Consider the following 17,885-nt stretch of genomic DNA (forward strand, 5'->3'; position numbering starts at 1 on the left):
CCGCCGTGGCCACGGTGGTCACGCTGCCGTACGGGGTGCTGGTCGGGGTGCTGCTGTATCTGGATCTGCGGGCCCGCAAGGAGAACCTGACCCTGGAGCGGCTGCGGACAGATCTGCAGGCATCAGCCACCTGACCCAGGGACCCGAGGCGGCCTTGACCGCCATATCACGCTGCGCTACAAGGACGGCATGTCCGAGGAGAAGATCGTTGAGGTCGTCAACGAGGCGCTCGCCTCCGCCGGAATCGAGGACACGGCGACCGCGGCGGGCGAGTTCAATCCCCGCGGCCATTCCGGCGCCGGGTTCGCGGGAGGCCTGGTCGGCGGCGACATCGGCGACGCGTTCGGCTCGCCGGCGGGCGGCATCGGGACGGCGGGCGGCTACATCGCGGGCACGCGGGCTCACGACGCCGCCACCGGGCTGCCCGAGCGGATGGTGGTGGGCGTGTCGGAGACGACCGTCTACGGCTTCGCGGGCAACCGCGCCCACCCACAGGCTCTCGTCTTCCGCGTGGCGCGCGAGGGGCTCCAGGCCAAGGTCCACCAGCGCGTGAACGTGCGTGTGCTGGAGCTGATCGACACCGAGACCGGTTCGCGCATCGAGCTCGAGGGCATGCGCCTGCCCATCACCCACTCCAAGGACGTGATCCAGGAGCTCACCGAGCGGCCACGGCGCTAGCAATCTCCGGTTTGCGCGGGGCATTAGCGGTCAACCCAAGAGGACCCGACCCTGCCCTGTAACCCTACGTGAGGAAGCAACCCGTCGGTCGAGGGGTCAACGGGATCTCCAACCCAACAGCTTGCGCTGCCAGCCATGGCGGCATCGGAGGCGTACATGACCGAGCACGAGACAAGCACCCCTGCCGAGGAAGTCGCCGCTGACCAGGCGCCCATGGCGACCAAGGGACTGAAGTATGCCGTCGATATCGTCTTCTGCATCGATGTGACCGGGAGCATGAGCCCGATCCTGGACCGGGTGAAGGACAACGCGCTGCGCTTCTACGACGACGTGCAGAAGAACCTGACCGACAAGGGCAAGAACGTTGACGAGCTGCGGGTGCGGGTGATCGCGTTCCGGGACTTCAAGGCCGATGGCGCGGCCGCGCTGCAGGAGTCGTCGTTCTACTCGCTCCCCGAGGAACAGACCGGCTTCGCCGAGTTCGTGCGGGGGCTGGTCCCCGAGGGCGGCGGCGACGCCCCCGAGTCCGGGCTGGAGGCGGTGGCCCTGGCCATCAACTCCCCGTGGACGAGCAGTGGGGATCGCCGCCGGCAGGTGATCGTGGTCTGGACCGACTCGCCGGCCCAGCCGCTGACCGGCGAGCCTGCTCCGGCACCCTATGGCGACAAGATCCCCAGGGACTTCAGCGCCCTCACCGATCTGTGGGAGAACGAGCAAGGCGTGATGGGGGCGAACGCCAAGCGGCTGATCGTGTTCGCTCCGGACGGCCCGGGCTGGACCGACATCTCCGGGGTCTGGGAGAACGTCGTTCATCACCCCTCCAAGGCTGGCGACGGCCTGTCGGAGGTCGACTACGGCACCATCATCGACTCGATCGCCAACTCGGTGTGAGCGTCGACTCATCCGCAGCGACGCCGCCGGCTGCCTCCGCCATGCCCAGCGTCTCGTACAAGTTCTGCACCGCCAAGGTCGCCGGCGAGGGTGAGGACGCCGACCCGATCCTGCGGGTCGGTCCCGACCTCGGCCTCCTGGGCGTCTTCGACGGGATGGGCGGGGCCGGGGGCCGGGTGTACGACACCCCTGATGGCCGGCACACTGGCGCCTACATCGCCTCCCGGTTCGCCCGTAACGTGGTCGAGCGGTTGATGCTGGAGCTGATCAAGCCCGAGTGGAACCTGGACGGCACGGCCACCGCCGCCGAGCTGCAGCGGGTACTGGCGTCCTCGCTGGCGGCCCGACTGGCCGAGCTGAAGGCACCGGAGACTGCCCTGCGGTCCAAGCTGGTCAAGGCGCTGCCGACCACGATGACCCTGGCCGTCCTGCAGCGCACCGACCCGGTCGCGGGCGGCTTCGCCTGCCATCTGTTCTGGGCTGGTGACTCCCGCGCCTACGTGGTCCAGCCGGAGGCGGGGCTGCGCCAGCTCACAACCGATGACCTACGTTCGGGCGGGGACGCGATGCGGAACCTGACCGACGACTCGGTGATGGACAACTGCATCTCGGCCGACACCGAGTTCCACATCAACCACCGCCAGGTCGAGCTCCAGACGCCGTTCCTGCTGCTGTGCGCCACTGACGGGTGCTTCGCCTATGTGCGCTCGCCGATGCACTTCGAACATCTGCTGCTGTCCACCCTGGAGGACGCCAGGGATGCCGAGGCCTGGCGGCGGGCCCTGGAAGCGAAGGTGACCGCGATTACCGGCGACGACGCGGCCCTGGCCCTGCTCGGATTGGGCGCCGACCTCGGGGGGTTCAAGAAGCTGTTCAAGAACCGGGCGGCCGAGCTCCAGCGCCGCTACATCGACCCGCTGGAGGAGGTGGACGGCCAGGTGCACCGGGCCGAGCAGGAGCTGGCAGATCTCAAGACCCGGCGGACCGACATCGCCGGTGAGCTGTGGGGCGCCTACAGGCACGACTACGAGCGCTACCTGGCCGCGCCCGAGCCGGCCGGCGAGGAGGTGTCGTGAGGGCGGGCGACGTCATCAATGGCTACACCATCCTCGAGGACTTCCGGGTGGTCGGGGCCGGACTGAGCAAATGGACCTTCGCCGCCAAGAACGGCCGGGAGTACTTCATCAAGGAGTTCCTCAGCCCGACCTACCCCGATGAGCATGCGCCGGGCAGCGCCCAGACCAAGATGCGCAAGCGCCGACGCTGCGCGGCCTTCGAACGCCACCACCGGCGCATCCAGGAGGCCCTGGCGGCCGTCTCCGGGCTCGGCGGGAACCTGATCGTCACCCTGGACTTCTTCCGCTGGGGGGCCAAGTACTACAAGGTCACCGAGAAGGTCGAGGTCGCCGGCCTGGAACCAGGCCACGTGGCTGCGCTCACCTTCCAGGACCAGCTGGTCCTGCTCAAGACCGTCGCCCATAGCCTGCGGATCCTGCACGACCGGGGCATCGTCCACGGCGACCTCAAGCCGAGCAACGTCCTCATCAAGCGGACCGAGCTCGGCTACACGACCAAGCTGATCGACTTCGACAACGCCTATCTGGCCGGCGAGCCACCCCCACCCGAGGAGATCGTCGGCACCATGAACTACTACTCGCCCGAACTGGTCGGCTACATCCAGGAGACCGGAACCACTGGCGCCGAGCTCACCCAGAAGGCCGACATCTTCGCCCTCGGCCTCATCTACACCGAATACCTCACCGGCGCGCCGCCGCCCTTTGATGCGGCCACCCACCAGTACGCCGGCGTCGCGGTTCGGGCCGGCGAGACCCTGCGGCTTCCCCCCACCACCCTCCCCGCCCCCGTCGTCGAGCTGGTCGAGCGGATGCTCCTGGGCGACCCCGCCGCCAGGCCCTCCATCGCCGAGACCCACATCACCCTGATGGGCATCCGCACCCCGGCCACCACCACCGCGGTCCTGGCCGAGCCTCCACCCGCGGCCGCGTCGACGGACCCCACCCGCCTCAAGGGCAGGGGGCTGCGGGCGGCCACCGGGCGGGCATCGGCGCCCGCACCCGAGCGCCGGCCAACCCGGCGGCTGGTCGGCAAGCTGCTGGAGCGCAGAAAGGATACCGGCGCCCCATGAGCATCAAATGGCGCTGCGCCGTCTGCGAGGCGATGAACGACGGAGGCGACACCTGCACGGCCTGCGGCGCGAGGGTCACCCAGACCGTCGTCCAAGCTCGACCAGCCGAGACGTCACCGGTGCCGGAAGAAACGGCGGCGCCGCAGAGACCGCGGGCGCCGCAGCCAGCGCTGGGGGACGAAGCCGCGACCGAGGTCCCCGTGCGGGAGCTCCCACGCCGCCGGCTCGAGCCCGACCGGCCCGACGACGGTCCCTACGACGTCTACGATCTCTTCGGCCTGACCCCAGCCGACATCGATGCCGCCTACGACGGCTACGAGCGGGTCGACACACGACCACGGGTCCGGGTCTACGGCTGTTGCCTACCCGTTGCGCTCGGGATGCTGCTCGCCTTTCTGGCGACCATCACGCTCCTCGGCAACCTGCTCCTCGCAGCGCTGTAGCGCGGAGGCCGGGCAGCCCATACCCGTGGCGGCCAGACCAGCTCGCCGCGCGATCACCGACATGGGTCGCTGTCGCTGGCTCAGGTGAGCGCTCCGGGCGGCCCTGGCCATTCCAGGAACACCATGGTGGCGTCGTCGCGTGGCGAGGTTCCCTGGTGGGCCAGGATGGCGTGGGCGAGCCGGCGCATCGTCTCGGCCGCGGGCTGGGCGGCCAGGGTCTCGCGGACCAGCAGGTCGGCCAGGCGGGCTTCCCCGAACGGTTCCCCGGCCAGGTTGCGGCCCTCGACCACCCCGTCGGTGTAGAACAGCACCCGGTCGGCCGGCTCAAGAGCCGCCGTGGCGATCTCCGGCTGGCCGGCACCGAGGCCCAGCGGCGGGACCGGGTGACAGGCCAGGGTGTCGACCACCTTGGCTCGTCGCACCAGCAATGGCAGGGGATGGCCGGCGTTGACCCACTGGAGCCGGCCGGTGCGGCAGTCGAGCTGGGCGAGCTGGCCGGTGACGAAGCGTTCGCCGCCGAACTGGGTGGCGATGGTCTCGTCCATGGCTGCGTGGGTGGCGGCCAGGTCGAGGCCGGCACGGCGGCTGTGCCGGTAGCTGCCCACGGTGACCGCGGCCAGGACGGTGGCGGTCAGGTCGTGGCCGACCGGGTCGACGATGGCCAGGTGAGCGGTGTCGCCGTTGAGGGCGTAGTCAAAGGCGTCCCCGGCCACCTCGTAGGCCGGCTCCAGCAGCCCGGCGATCACCACTCGCGGGGTCACAAAGGTCAGCGGCGGGAGCAGCTGCCATTGCATCTCGGCGGCCGGGCTCATGGGTTGGCGGCGGCGGGTCAGGGAGTAGTTGTCGGTGTACTGGTCCTTGCTCAAGATCATCTCGGCGACCAGGGCGGCCAGCCAGCTGCACCGCTTCCGCAGCGCGTCGTCGACCCTCGGGAGGGTGAGGCCCAGGACGCCCAGCCGCTCGGCGCCGTCCAGCAGCGGCAGCCACAGCCGCCGTCCCGCTCCGGTGTCAGCCTCCTGGACGGCGAGGGCGGCAAAGGCCCGCCCGGCCAGGGTGGCGTCGATCTCCAGCGGCGTCCGGTCGCTGCCATCGGCCAGCGGAACCAGCAGGGTCTGCTCGTAGTCGACCAGGTAGATGGCAACATCGGCGGCGTCCACGGCCCCTCCGGCCCGCGTGACCGCAGCGACGAGCTCGTCAGGGGCGAGGTTGTGGGAGGCGTCCAGCAGGTGACCAAGGAGGCGCAGGCCCGGGTCATCCATCCCTCCACCTCCGGATCGCGGGTCGGCGAGCACCGCCCAGAGGCGCACGCATTCCATCCGAGCCGACACGCCCGCCGCCGAGCGCACACAAGTCTGCGTCCGGGCAGTGGGGCCGTCCAGCCCGTGAACTGCCGGTGGCCGCGAGGTTGAGAGCGTGCTCGGTGGCCCGCTCTTGTCGCTGGGTGGACTGGGCGGTTTGTGACGGCCAGACCTGGCTACCCACCTGTCGGTCCGGCAGAAGGCCGGGTCGACTGAAAGGGCCCAGACCCCGTCCTTTCCACCACGGAGGCATCCTTCTCATGGCAGGACGTCCTGATTCCGCCGCGCCCGCGCGGCACCCGAGCCAGCTGCTGGTCCTGGCCATCGGCGTCATCTACACCCTGATCGGCCTTGCCGGATTCTTCGTCACCGGCTTCGACAACTTCGCGTCCGAGACCGACAAGACCCTGGTCGGCTTCGAGATCAACCCCCTGCACAACATCGTCCACCTGGCCATTGGCCTGGCCGGGCTGGCGTTGTGGCGGCGGCTGGACACGGCCAGGACCTACGGTTGGCTGCTGGCCGCCGGCTACGGCCTGGCGTTCCTCTACGGCCTGTTCGCCGCCGGCAACTCCGACATCAACTTCCTGTCCCTCAACGGCGCCGACAACGGCCTCCACCTCGTCAGCGCCGTGGCCGGGGTGGCCATCGCCCTGTGGCCGGCGCAGCGGACGGCTCCGGCCGGCCGAGCCGAGCGCAGCTCCTGACCGAAACGGCCAGCCGGCCAACGCGGTGCGGGAACTGCGGCTCTGGGCCGCCGCGGCGGCCGCGCCGGCCGTCGCGGCGGGGTTCTCCCTGTTGGCCGGCATGCGTCGCCGACGCTCTCTACACCCGGTCGGAGCCGGCTACCGGGGTTGGTTCGTCGTCGACGAGGAGCACCCTGACCGGCAGGATGTTCCCCTGTTCCAGCCAGGGAGGGCAGCGACTGCCGTCCTCCGCTTCTCCCGGGCCGCCGGCCTGCCCGAGCCGCTACCGGATGCGTTTGGCGTCGCCGTCAAGCTTCCCGATGTCTACGGTCCCGGCGCCGACCAGGACCTGCTGCTGACCAGTTCCATCGACCGGCCGCTCCTTCGCCGTCTGCTGTTCCCGGCCACCAGCTTCCTGCGCGGGGCCTACTCCAGCGCCCTGCCGTACGAGCTCGGCGGCGGCCGGCGGCGGATCGTGCTGTTGCTGGTCCCGAAGGTCCCCGACGGCGACCGACTCCCTGAGTCTGTGGGCCGCCGCCATGGAAGCGCCCTGGCGGAGCTGGCCGCCGCCACCGCAGCCGGGCTCCAGTTCCAGCTGCGGACCGCCGGCTCCTTCGGGCCCTCCCAGCCGCTGGCGACCCTGACCATCGGGTCTCCCCTGTCCACCGAGGAGACCGCGCGGTTGCGCTTCAACCCATGGACCACCGGGCCGGGGATCCGACCGTCCGGCTGGATCAACCTGCTCCGCGATACCGCCTACCGGGCAAGCCAGCGCGCCGGGACGCACACCGCTCGCCGCTCACCCGCGCACCAGACGGCCGCACCCAAGCCGTGATCGCCTGCCGGCTCTATGCTTGCATCGCCGTATCTGCCGGCCGATCCGCGGAGGGTGGCGATGATCGACCCTGTAGGGGGCGAGTCGCGCAAGCTGGACCAGGGCCGCCCGATCCGCTTTGTGGTCACGCCCACGGGGGTGCGGGTGGCGTACGCCATCGTCGGACGAGGGCCCGCGCTGGTCGTCCCCGCGGCCTGGATCGGTCACCTGGAGATCGCGTGGCAGGACCCGGCCGTGCGCGCCTTCCACGCCCCGCTCGCCGCCTGCCGGACCGTGGTGGCCTACGACAAGCCGGGCTGTGGGCTCTCCGACCCCTGGCCAGGACCCCAGACGCTCGACAGCGACCTGGAGGTGCTCCGGGCGGTGATCGACCACCTCGAGCTCGGCCGGGTCGACCTGCTCGGGCTCTCGATGGGGGCGCCGGTGTCGTTGGCCTACGCCGTTCAGCGCCCGGAAGGGGTGGGGCGCCTGATTCTGTACGGCGGCTTCGCCAATGGTCACCAGGTCGCCTCGGCCGAGGTCCGGACGGCCATGATCGAGCTGGTCCGGGCGCACTGGGGGCTCGGTTCGGACGTGCTGGCCGACATCTTCCTCCCCGACGGCACCGCGGAGGCCAAGGTGCGCTTCGCCGAGCTGCAACGCCAGTCCACGACCGCCGTGGTTGCCTCCGAGCTGCTGGCGCAGTGCTACGAGCTCCGTGTCGACGACCTCCTCGACCGCGTGGCCACGCCCACGCTGGTGCTGCACCGGCGCGACGACCGGGCCATTCCCTACCGTCTGGGACGCGACCTGGCGGCCAGGATCCCCGGGGCGCGGCTGGTGTCGCTCGCCGGCCGGAGCCACTGGGTGTTCGCCGGCGACGCCGCGGCGGTGGTCCGCGAGATCCTGGAGTTCCTTGGCGCCTCCCACAGCGTGCTGCCCGCCGAACCGGCCGAGGAGCCACCTGGCACCCTCACGGCACGCCAGCTCCAGGTCGCGGCCCTGGTCACCGACGGCCTCACCAACCGCCAGATCGCCGGCCGGCTGGGGATCGAGGAACGCTCGGCCGAGGGACACGTGGAGCGCATCCGCCTGCGGCTTGGCGTGAGGTCCCGCACCCAGATCGCCACCTGGTGGGCCTCGGCCCACGGCGACTGAGGTACCTCGCTGAGGTATCGGCTGGGGTAGTTTCCCGCCTGACGGCCGGGCCGGTCCCTCCTTAGCATCGCCTCCAGGATCTGGTCCCAGGTGCCGGAGGAGGGGCTGACGTGGACGCTGTCCGCTCCCGGCTGCGTATCGGCCGTCGCTTCCGCGGGCCGCCTGGGGTCGCCAACGGCGGCTTTGCCTCCGGCTCGCTGGCGGCCATGCTCGGCGGTACCGTCGACGTCGAGGTATCCCTGCGTCGGTCCGTGCCGCTGGAACGCCCGCTCGGGGTCCGCCATGACGGTGACGCCGTCCTGCTCCTGGACGACGACGGCGGGCTGCTCGCCGAGGCGCGCCCGCCAGCCGCCGAGGTCGAGCTGACCGTCCCCGACACCCCGACGCCGGAGGAGGCGCGCGCCGCGGCCGGTCGGGGGGCCTACTACCGCGACCCGTTGTCGGCTGCCAGGGCCCTCTGGATCACCGCCACGCGCACCGCTGGAGGATCAGGTTGAGCACCCAACGCCGCGGCGTGGCGCTCACGCCCATGGAGACCCGGTACGACATCATCCTGCGCACGGCCCGGCTCGCCGACGAGCTCGGCTACGAGGCCTTCGCCCTGCCCGAGGGCTGGGGGCTGGACGCGACCCTGCTGCTCACCGAGGCCGCGTCGCGCACGCGCCGCATCAAGCTCGTCTCCGGGATCCTCTCCGTCTGGGGCCGCACCCCGGGCACGCTGGCGATGACCGCCGCGACCCTCGACCGGCTGTCAGGAGGCCGGTTCGTGCTCGGACTCGGCCCCAGCACCAGAGCACTGGTGGAGGGGTTCCATGACGTCCGCTTCGCGCACCCGGCCGACAAGCTGCGCGCGGTCACGATCAAGGTCCGCGCACTCCTGGCCGGTGAACGGGCCCTGCTCGACGCCACGCCCGGGTCACGGCCGCTCCGCCTCGGCCAGCCGGCCGCGCCCGATCTACCCATCTGGCTCGCGGCGATGGGCGACCGCACCGTCCGGGTCGCCGCCGAGCTGGCCGACGGCTGGTTCCCCTTGTTCGTCGCCCATGACCAGGTCGTCGACCGGGCTCATACCCTCAGGAAGGACCGGGAGGTGGCCGGTCTCCGGACCGAGCCGCTCACCGTCGTCGCCGGCCCGGTGACCGTCGCCACCGATGACGCCGCCGTGGCTCGCCGCATCTCGGCCAGTTGCATCGCCTGGTATCTGTCCGCCATGGGCGACGTCTATGCCCGGTTCGTCACCGAGCAGGGGTACGGCGGCGCGGTCCAGGCCATCCTCGAAGCCAACCCGCATCCCTCTCCCGATGGCGGCGTCGTCCCCGCCGAGGCCCAGGTCGTCCTCGACCAGTTCACCGCCCACGGCACGCCGAGCCAGGTCCGCGACCAGCTGGCGGGGTGGGACGGCGCGGTCGACCTGGCCATGATCGGGCTGGCACCGGGCCTGCCCTGGGCCACCATCGAGGCAACCCTCCGGGCCGCCGCCCCTGCTCCTGCAGCGCAGTAAGCTGCCAAGTAGAGTCCGCCGAGTGGATTCGCTGCCGTTGCGCTGGGGTGATCACCGTGACCGAGTCACGCGACTGGCCGTTGGAGCAGCCTGCCGAAGGAAGCCTGCGCCCCTGGTATTTCAGGGCCACCGGCTATCTGATGGTGCTGTTCAGCGACCCTGGGGAAGCTCAGCGGGCCCAGCGCGGCCTGCTCGAAGGCAAGGTCCTCCAGGAGGAGCTTCGGCTGTACGAGTCCGAGGAGATCCTGCGCATCGTGGCCCGGCTGCAGGAGGAACGCTCCATCCTGGCCAAGGCGGTCGCCGCCCTGGCCGCCGACCCTGCAGTCAAGCAGCGCTTCTTGGACACTGCCCGGACCGGCGGCGCCACCCTCTGGCTGGTTGCCCCAACCAGGGACCGCGCCGACCACCTGGTCGGGCTGCTGGCCGACTACGGCTATTCGTTCCTGCGCTACTACGGCGACGACGGCGTTGCTGATATCGAGCGGGATGCCGACTAGAACCTGCTGATCGGACCGCGCCCAAGCTGGGTGCTCTCGTGGCGCTGACCGGTTTCACCGGTAGCGGCAGGGGCTTCGGCCGATCCTCGCGGGCGGGCGGTCGACTGGCGAACGACGAGCTCGGTCGCGAGCTCGACGTGGTGGGAGTCCACGCCCTCGCCCGCCGCCAGCCGCAGCGCTGACCGGACGGCGACGGCGCCCATCTCGCGCAGCGGCTGGCGAACCGTGGTCAGCGGGGGTGCGGCCAGCCGCGCGATCGGGGTGTCGTCGAAGCCGACCACGCTCAGGTCTTCCGGGACCCGCAGGCCTCGGCCGCGGGCGGCCTCGATCACGCCCAGAGCGGTCTCGTCGCAGCCGGCGAACACCGCGGTCGGAGGCTCGGGCAGGCCGAGGAGCGCGGCGCCTCCGGCGATCCCGTGTTCGTAGCTGAACCGCCCCGTCCGCACGTACCCGTCGGGGACGGGCGCTCCCGCGGCTTCCATGGCGCCGCGGAAGCCGTGCATCCGTGCCTGGTTGCAGGTGGTGGCTGCCGGACCGCCCAGGTAGGCGATCTGGCGGTGCCCGAGGTCGAGCAGGTGCTGGGTCGCCGCCAGCCCGCCGGCGAAGTTGGTCGACCCGACGCTTGTCACCCGCGCACTCGGCAGGTTGAGCGGGTCGACGACGACGACCGGCATGCGGGCCCGTGACAGGGCGGTCAGGTCCGCGGCCCCCACCTCGCAGGTGACCACGATCGCCGCCTGGCGACCGGCGGTGGCCAGCTCACGGGCCCAGGCGGCTGGACGCTTGGCCCCGGGGCTGCGCTGCCCGCGTGGACGCACGCTGACGACGACGGCGACGCCGGCTTCTGCCCCGGCCTCCACGACACCCTGCAACACCTCGGTGTGATAGGCGTTGAGCTGACCGTGGAAGAACAGCTCGATCGTCGGAGATCGTGCCGGCCTGACGCGGCGGGCGAGGTAGTCGTGCTCGTGGAGCAGCTCCTGGACGAGCGCGCGGGTCGCCGGGGCGACGTCGTTGCGGCCGTTGAGCACCTTGGAGACGGTCGCGACAGACACACCCGCTGATGCCGCGACGTTGGCCAGGGTGGCTCGTCGATCCCTAGACGCCAAGATGTGCTCCCTTTCTCCTACGCGGCGGCGTCGCCCGCGGCCGGGCTGAGCTCCACCGGGGTGATGAGCTGGCGGTCGTGGCCGACCACCCGCAGGGGACCGGTGAGCCGCACGCGACCGCGGCAGGGCAGGTCCGCCGCCGACGTGCCCACCATCACCTCGATGTCCCCCGGCTCGACGACCCGCTCGAGCTCCCGGTTCGGGTAGGCGGTCCGGTCGGCGTGCACCCGGAAGGTCACGTCGACAGCCTCCCCGGGCGCCAGCCCGACGCGGGCGAAGCCGGCGAGCTGCTTCACCGGGCGGGCCACCTGGGCGACGACGTCGTGCAGGTAGAGCTGGACCACCTCGTCCCCATCCCTCGGGCCCGTGTTGCGGACCCGGGCGGACACGGTGAACGCGCCGTCGGTGGGCACCTCGGCGTCGCTGATTCGTAGCGCATCCACCTCGAAGGTCGTGTAGGAGCCGCCGTAGCCGAACGGGTAGAGGGGGGTCGCGTCCAGCGTGCTGATCCCGGCGCTCTCCGGACTGCCGAGGGGCGGCTGGAGGTAGGTCCTGGGCTGCCCGCCGGGACGCTTCGGAATCTGCACCGGCAGCTTCCCGCTCGGCTGGACCCGGCCGGACAGGACGCCGGCGATGACCGGCCCTCCCTCCTCCCCCGGCATGAACGCCTGCACCAGGCCGGCGGCGCGGCCCTGCACCTCGCCGAGGGCATAGGGGCGGCCGGAGACCACCACCACGACCACCGGCGTCCCGGCCTGCAGGAGCTCGTCCAGCAGGTCCGCCTGCACCCCCGGGAGCCGGAGGTCCTCGGCGTCGCAACCTTCGCCGGACGACCCGTGGCCGAACAGGCCGGCGAGGTCGCCGACGACGGCCACGCAGAGGTCGGCCCCGCGGGCCGCGGCCAGCGCGGCCTCGAAGCCGGACCGGTCGTCTCCCTGCACCGGGCAGCCCTGCTCGTGGACGACCTCGACTCCTGGCAGCTCCGCCGCCAGGGCATCGACCGCGGTCTGCACCTCGAGTCCCAGCCCGAGACCCGGGTGGCGCGGCAGGACATGATTCGGGAAGGCGTAGCAGCCCATGAAGACACGTGGGTCCGCGGCGCAGGGCCCGATGACGGCCACCCGGCGCAGCGCCGGGCGCCCGTCGCCAAGCAACGGCAGCACCGTCCCGGCCTCGAGCAGGACGACCGACCGCTCGGCCATCTCCCTGGCCAGGGCGCGGTTGGCGGGCGAGTCGAGGTCGACGGCGGCCGCGCCGGCCACCGAGCCTTCCGGCGTCCAGTCGGCGTCGAGCAGCCCGAGCTGCAGCTTCTGGGTGAGGAGCCGGCGGGCGGCCCGGTCCACGAGGGCCTCCGGCAGCTCGCCCCGCCGCACCCGCTCCACGAGGCCGGGGCCGAAACCGATCCTGTCCGGCAGCTCGACGTCGATGCCGGCGGCGAGCGCCTGGCCGCCGGCATCGTCGAAGTCGGCGGCGACGCGGTGCATGCTCGCCAGGAACGGCACGGCCCAGTAGTCGGAGACGACGCTGCCCGCGAACCCCCACTCCTCCCGCAGCAGGTCGGTGAGCAGCCAGTGGTCCGCACCCGCGGGGACCCCGTCGACGTCGGAGTAGGAGTTCATCACCGAGCCGGCGCCGGCCAGGGCCACGGCCGTCTCGAACGGCGGCAGGATGACGTCCATGAGCTCGCGCCGGCCCATCGACACTGGTCCGTGGTTCCGCCCCGCCCGGGCGGCGGAGTAGCCGGCGAAGTGCTTCAGGGTGGCGATGACGCCGGCGCTCTGCAGGCCCCGCACGTAGGCGGCGCCGAGCACCGAAACCAGGTAGGGATCCTCGCCCATGGTCTCCTCGACGCGGCCCCAGCGGTAGTCCCGCACGACGTCCAGCACCGGCGAGAGACCTTGATGGACACCCACGGCCGCCATGTCCCGCCCGATCGCGGCCGCCATCCGCTCGACCAGGCCGGGGTCGAACGTCGCCCCCCAGGCGATCGCCGCCGGGTAGACCGTGGCCCCGAACGTCGTGAACCCTGTCAGGCACTCTTCGTGGACCAGCGCGGGGATCCCGAGGCGGGAGGCGTCGAGGACGACCCGCTGCTGCCGCACGAGCTCGGCGGCGCCGGCGGCGGCGGTGACCGGGGCGCTGCCGAAGACCCGGGTCAGGTGGCCGAGCCCGTGCCGGCTCGCCTCTTCGAGCGACGGCGACCCTCCGGCCGCGAACACGTCCTGCATCGGGGCCACGGTGCGGTTGACGTCGCGATCCGAGGCCGGCGCCTCGCCGGAGCCGGCGCCGGCATCCGGCAGCCCGCCTCCGATCCACCGGCTGCCGAGCTGGGCCACCTTCTCCTCGAGGGTCATCTGCTCCAGGAGCAGCTCGACCCGCTCGGCGGTGGGAAGCGTCGGGTCCTGCCACCGGGGCGCGACCTGGTCCGCGACGGGGGTCGGATCGGGTGTCGTCACGGGGCCTCCTTCGAAAAGATCTGTCGGGTGGTTCGAAACTTTTCGATGCAGTCCGGAAAACCGGTTCAGTTGGTCTCAGCAAGCATCTTGACATGCCCCACCGACCTTTCTACCTTAATTTGCGCGGTAACGGCCGAAAGTGCTGATTCCCGGCTCGAAACGAGCACGAGCGGGCTGGGCCCCACGGCCGGTCGCAACCGCGTCAGACGACCGACTGGCCGCGGGAGGCCGCGGCTCTCGACGACGGGAGATCACCGTGGACTCCAGGAAGATGTCTCGGCGCAACTTCCTCGGCGTGGTCGCGGGCACCACCGCCGGCATGGCGCTCGCCGGCTGCGGCAGCTCCGGCCCCAGCGACACCGGCGGCGGTGGTGGCGGCGGCGATGCCGTGGCCGGCGCGGCCACCTACTGGTTCCTCACCGGTGCGCCCGGTGAGCAGATCCGCCAGTCTTCGGTGGACCGGTTCAACCAGGCGAACCCCGACGCCAAGATCACGGCGACGACCTTCCAGAACGACGCCTACAAGACGAAGATCAAGACGGCCATCGGCGCCGGCCAGGCCCCCACCATCATCTGGGGCTGGGGCGGGGGCGGTCTGCGCAGCTACGTCCAGGCCAACCAGGTCGAGGACCTCACCTCGTGGTTCGCCGAGAACGCCGCCGTCAAGGACCGCCTGTTCCCTTCGTCCTTCGGGGCCGCGACGATCGACGGCAAGATCTACGCGATGCCGGCGGAGACGGTCCAGCCCATCGTCCTTTTCTACAACAAGGCGGTCTTCGACAAGGTCGGTGCCCAGCCGCCCCAGTCCTGGGGCGACATCATGAGCCTGGTGCCGAAGTTCAACGACGCCGGTGTCGCCCCCATCTCCCTCGGCGGCCAGTCGCGGTGGACGAACATGATGTGGCTGGAGTTCCTCTTCGACCGCATCGGCGGTCCCGAGGTGTTCCAGGCGGTCTTCGACGGCGAGAAGGACGCCTGGTCCAACCCGGCGTCCATCGAGGGGCTGACCAAGGCGCAGGAGCTCATCAAGGCCAACGGCTTCGTCAAGGGCTTCTCCTCCATCACCGCCGACTCCAACGCCGACCAGGCGCTGCTGTACACCGGCAAGGCCGCGATGATGCTCCACGGCACCTGGACCTACGGGAGCATGTCCGAGGAGGGCGGCGACTTCGTCAGCGGCGGCAACCTCGGCTGGATGAACTTCCCGGCAGTCGAGGGCGGCAAGGGCGACCCGACCAACACGGTCGGCAACCCCGGCCAGTACCTGTCGATCTCGTCGAAGGCCACGGACGCGGAGAAGGAGACCGCCAAGAAGTTCTTCTCCACCGCGGTCCTCTCCGACGCCGAGGTCAAGGAGTGGACCGACGCCGGCGCGGTGCCGATCGTCAAGGGCACCGACAGCCAGCTCGGCGCCTCGAAGGACGCCGAGTTCCTCACGTTCGTCTACGAGACCGCCAGCAACGCCAAGGTCTTCGCCCAGTCCTGGGACCAGGCCCTCAGCCCCACCGCCGCCGAGCGGTTGCTCGACAACATCGCGAAGCTCTTCCAGCTGTCGATCACACCGCAGCAGTTCGCCACCAACATGAACCAGGTCATCGGGCAGTGAGGACGGTCGCTCCGCCCGCCGCGCCGGGAACGCGGCCCACAACCTCGCGGGGCAGGCGGAGCGGCTCCCTCACCTGGATGGCGCTACCGGCCCTGCTGGTCTTCGTGGCGTTCGCCATCGTGCCGCTCCTGGGCGTCCTGCTCCTCAGCTTCACGTCATGGGACGGCATCGGCGTGATCCGGCCCGCCGGCTTCGCCAGCTGGCGGGCCGCCCTCGCCGACCCGGGCCTGCCGCACGCGCTCTGGGTGACGTTCGTGGTCATCGCCCTCTCGTGGGCGGTGCAGACCCCGTTGAGCATCCTCCTCGGGGTGTTCCTCGCCGGGCACCAGCGGTACCGCGAGCTCCTGGCCGTGCTGTTCATCATCCCCCTCCTGCTGAGCTCGGCGGCCATCGCCATCACCTACAAGGCCCTGCTCGACCCGAACTTCGGCCTCGGCGCCGGGCTGCACCTCCCGCTGCTGACCCAGGACTGGCTCGGGGACGCCACCCTGGCCATGGGCGTGATCATCTTCGTGGTGTCCTGGCAGTACATCCCGTTCCACACCCTCATCTACCAGGGCGCCGTGCGCCAGATCCCGAGATCGATGTACGAGGCGGCCCAGCTCGACGGCGCGGGACGGGTCCGCATGTTCTTCAGGATCACCCTGCCGCAGCTGAAGTACACGATCATCACCTCGTCGACCCTCATGGTGGTCGGGTCGCTGGTGTTCTTCGATCTCATCTTCGTCCTCACCGAGGGTGGACCTGGAGACGCCACCCGGGTGCTGGCGCTGGACATGTACAAGCGGGGCTTCCAGGCGAACCTCATGGGCCCGGCCAGCGTCATCGCCGTCATCCTGGTGGTCCTCGGCCTGGCGCTGGCCCTCCTCCTGCGCCGGATCGGCGGCGGGAGCTCGGGCGCGAGCCAGCTGGAAGGTGTCTGACGTGGCGACGACGGTGCGTGCCGAGACCCGCCAGGCCGCGGGGGGCCAGAAGCGCCGCTCGCGCGGCCGCGGCGCCCGCCGCCCCAACTGGCTGGGCGGGGCGGCGGGATGGCTCTGGCTCCTGATCGTCATCGTGCCCATCTACTGGATCGTGATCACCAGCTTCAAGACCCAGAGCACCTACTTCCTGATGAACCCGCTGGCCCCGCCCACCGAGCCGACCCTGGACAACTACCGGATGGTCATCGAGGCGGACTTCATCCGCTACTTCGTCAACAGCGTCATCGTCACCCTGGGCGCGGTCGTGCCCGCGGTCCTCGTCTCCTTCATGGCCGCCTACGCCATCGTGCGGGCCGCCGACGACTGGTGGTTCCTGCGGTGGGTCAACTCGCTCTTCCTCATGGGGCTGGCCATCCCGCTGCAGGCGGCCATCATCCCCGTCTATCTCATCGTCATCCGCATGCACATGTACGACACCCTGCTGGCGATCATCCTGCCGTCGATCGCGTTCGCGATCCCACTGTCGGTGCTCGTGCTCTCCAACTTCATCCGGGACGTCCCCAAGGAGCTCTTCGATTCGATGCGGGTGGACGGCGCCAGCGAGTGGAGCACGCTGTGGCACCTGGCCTTCCCGCTGACCCGGCCGGCGCTGGTCACCGTCAGCATCTACAACGGCCTGGCGATCTGGAACGGGTTCCTCCTGCCGCTGATCCTCACCCAGAGCCCGACCCAGCGCACCCTGCCGCTCGCGTTGTGGACGTTCCAGGGGCAGTACAGCGTCAACGTGCCCGCCGTCCTCGCGTCCGTCGTCCTCACCGCCCTCCCGATCCTCGCCCTCTACGTCCTCGGCCGCCGCCAGCTCCTCAGCGGGTTGACCGCCGGGTTCAGCAAGTAGGCGTTGGTTGACCGCGATCCCGGCCGCCGGCGCACGGCAATCGATCGAGGGGGTCGAGGCGACCCTGCGCGATCGGCTGGGATCGCTGTCGCTGGAGCAGAAGGTACGGCTGCTCACCGGGGCCGACTTCTGGTCCCTGCATCCGGAGCCGGCCATCGGGCTGCGCCGGCTGGTGGTGTCGGACGGCCCGGCCGGGGTCCGCGGGGAGCTGTGGGACGAACGGGACCCCTCGGCCAACGTCCCCTCCCCCACCGCGCTGGCGGCCAGCTGGGACGAGGCGGGCGTGGAGCGGCTGGGCCGGCTGCTGGCCGGCGAGGCGCGCCGCAAGGGCGTGGACGTCCTGCTGGCCCCGACCGTCAACCTGCACCGCTCGCCCTATGGCGGCCGCCACTTCGAGTGCTACAGCGAGGACCCGCTGCTCACCGCCCGCATCGGCGTCGCCTACGTGCGCGGGCTGCAGGCCGGCGGGGTGGCCGCCACCGTGAAGCACCTGGTGGCCAACGACTCGGAGACCGACCGGTTCACGGTCGACGTCCAGGTCGGCGAGCGGGCCCTGCGCGAACGGTATCTGGCCCCGTTCGAGGTCATCGTCCGGGACGCCGGGCCGTGGGCGGTGATGGCGGCCTACAACTCGATCAACGGCACCACCGCGACCGAGCACCCGATGCTCCAGGAGGTCCTCAAGGACGAATGGGGCTTCGACGGGGTGGTCATGTCCGACTGGTACGCCGCCCGCTCCACCGAGCCGGCCGCCAATGCCGGGCTGGACCTGGTCATGCCCGGC

The 17,885-nt window shown here is 71.1% G+C and carries 18 protein-coding genes; 15 read left to right on the plus strand and 3 right to left on the minus strand.

From position 1 onward, the window contains the following. Positions 1-189 precede the first annotated feature (189 nt). The 5 genes from VF468_06300 to VF468_06320 all read left to right on the plus strand — a co-directional run bounded on the left by VF468_06300 (position 190) and on the right by VF468_06320 (position 4,158). Positions 190-678 carry a hypothetical protein gene (locus VF468_06300; protein HEX5877920.1) on the plus strand — a complete coding sequence of 163 codons (489 nt, stop codon included), beginning with the start codon at positions 190-192 and terminating at the stop codon, positions 676-678. Between the two features lie 156 nt (positions 679-834). After that, the gene (locus tag VF468_06305) at positions 835-1,569 is read left to right on the plus strand and encodes a vWA domain-containing protein (protein ID HEX5877921.1); all 735 of its coding nucleotides are present in this window, start codon (positions 835-837) and stop codon (positions 1,567-1,569) included. Positions 1,570-1,610: 41 nt separating this feature from the next. Next, positions 1,611-2,645, plus strand: a complete 1,035-nt coding sequence (locus VF468_06310; GenBank protein HEX5877922.1) for a protein phosphatase 2C domain-containing protein — start codon at positions 1,611-1,613, stop codon at positions 2,643-2,645. Further along, a complete protein-coding gene (locus VF468_06315) occupies positions 2,642-3,715 on the plus strand; it encodes a protein kinase (GenBank protein ID HEX5877923.1) in 1,074 nt (357 codons plus the stop codon). The genes VF468_06310 and VF468_06315 overlap by 4 nt, the downstream gene beginning before the upstream one ends. Before the next feature lie 200 nt (positions 3,716-3,915). After that, a complete protein-coding gene (locus tag VF468_06320) occupies positions 3,916-4,158 on the plus strand; it encodes a hypothetical protein (protein ID HEX5877924.1) in 243 nt (80 codons plus the stop codon). An 80-nt stretch (positions 4,159-4,238) separates the two neighbouring features. Here the strand turns inward: VF468_06320 and VF468_06325 are convergent, their stop codons facing one another. Beyond that, positions 4,239-5,417 carry a PP2C family protein-serine/threonine phosphatase gene (locus VF468_06325; protein ID HEX5877925.1) on the minus strand — a complete coding sequence of 393 codons (1,179 nt, stop codon included), beginning with the start codon at positions 5,415-5,417 and terminating at the stop codon, positions 4,239-4,241. A gap of 299 nt (positions 5,418-5,716) precedes the next feature. Between VF468_06325 and VF468_06330 the strand changes: the two genes are divergently transcribed. The 6 genes from VF468_06330 to VF468_06355 all read left to right on the plus strand — a co-directional run bounded on the left by VF468_06330 (position 5,717) and on the right by VF468_06355 (position 10,112). Beyond that, a complete protein-coding gene (locus VF468_06330; protein HEX5877926.1) occupies positions 5,717-6,163 on the plus strand; it encodes a DUF4383 domain-containing protein in 447 nt (148 codons plus the stop codon). Between the two features lie 25 nt (positions 6,164-6,188). Continuing rightward, positions 6,189-6,977: a hypothetical protein gene (locus VF468_06335; GenBank protein ID HEX5877927.1), complete on the plus strand. Its 789-nt coding sequence runs from the start codon at positions 6,189-6,191 to the stop codon at positions 6,975-6,977. 60 nt (positions 6,978-7,037) lie between these two features. Then, on the plus strand, positions 7,038-8,114 hold the full coding sequence (locus tag VF468_06340) for an alpha/beta fold hydrolase (GenBank protein ID HEX5877928.1): 1,077 nt from the start codon (positions 7,038-7,040) through the stop codon (positions 8,112-8,114). Between the two features lie 110 nt (positions 8,115-8,224). Further along, the gene (locus VF468_06345; protein ID HEX5877929.1) at positions 8,225-8,611 is read left to right on the plus strand and encodes a hypothetical protein; all 387 of its coding nucleotides are present in this window, start codon (positions 8,225-8,227) and stop codon (positions 8,609-8,611) included. Further along, on the plus strand, positions 8,608-9,615 hold the full coding sequence (locus tag VF468_06350) for an LLM class flavin-dependent oxidoreductase (protein HEX5877930.1): 1,008 nt from the start codon (positions 8,608-8,610) through the stop codon (positions 9,613-9,615). The genes VF468_06345 and VF468_06350 overlap by 4 nt, the downstream gene beginning before the upstream one ends. Before the next feature lie 56 nt (positions 9,616-9,671). Then, positions 9,672-10,112 carry a hypothetical protein gene (locus VF468_06355; GenBank protein HEX5877931.1) on the plus strand — a complete coding sequence of 147 codons (441 nt, stop codon included), beginning with the start codon at positions 9,672-9,674 and terminating at the stop codon, positions 10,110-10,112. On the opposite strand, the gene VF468_06360 is transcribed toward VF468_06355, so the two are convergent. Together VF468_06360 and VF468_06365 are read right to left on the minus strand one after the other, a co-directional pair. Then, positions 10,109-11,221, minus strand: coding sequence for a substrate-binding domain-containing protein (locus tag VF468_06360; protein HEX5877932.1), 1,113 nt, complete (start codon positions 11,219-11,221; stop codon positions 10,109-10,111). The two genes, VF468_06355 and VF468_06360, sit on opposite strands and share 4 nt — an antisense overlap. Positions 11,222-11,238: 17 nt before the next feature. Beyond that, complete coding sequence (locus VF468_06365) at positions 11,239-13,575, minus strand: glycoside hydrolase family 3 N-terminal domain-containing protein (protein HEX5877933.1); 2,337 nt, start codon at positions 13,573-13,575, stop codon at positions 11,239-11,241. A gap of 373 nt (positions 13,576-13,948) precedes the next feature. On the opposite strand from VF468_06365, the gene VF468_06370 reads away from it, so the two are divergent. From VF468_06370 to VF468_06385, 4 genes are all read left to right on the plus strand, one after another. After that, positions 13,949-15,283: an extracellular solute-binding protein gene (locus VF468_06370; protein HEX5877934.1), complete on the plus strand. Its 1,335-nt coding sequence runs from the start codon at positions 13,949-13,951 to the stop codon at positions 15,281-15,283. Between the two features lie 77 nt (positions 15,284-15,360). Further along, complete coding sequence (locus VF468_06375) at positions 15,361-16,206, plus strand: sugar ABC transporter permease (GenBank protein HEX5877935.1); 846 nt, start codon at positions 15,361-15,363, stop codon at positions 16,204-16,206. A 13-nt stretch (positions 16,207-16,219) separates the two neighbouring features. Beyond that, positions 16,220-17,101: a carbohydrate ABC transporter permease gene (locus VF468_06380; GenBank protein ID HEX5877936.1), complete on the plus strand. Its 882-nt coding sequence runs from the start codon at positions 16,220-16,222 to the stop codon at positions 17,099-17,101. Between the two features lie 43 nt (positions 17,102-17,144). Further along, a partial coding sequence (locus VF468_06385; protein HEX5877937.1) for a glycoside hydrolase family 3 N-terminal domain-containing protein occupies positions 17,145-17,885 on the plus strand: 741 nt, incomplete at its 3' end.

It is taken from the genome of Actinomycetota bacterium, from assembly GCA_036280995.1.
GTDB lineage: Bacteria > Actinomycetota > CALGFH01 > CALGFH01 > CALGFH01 > CALGFH01.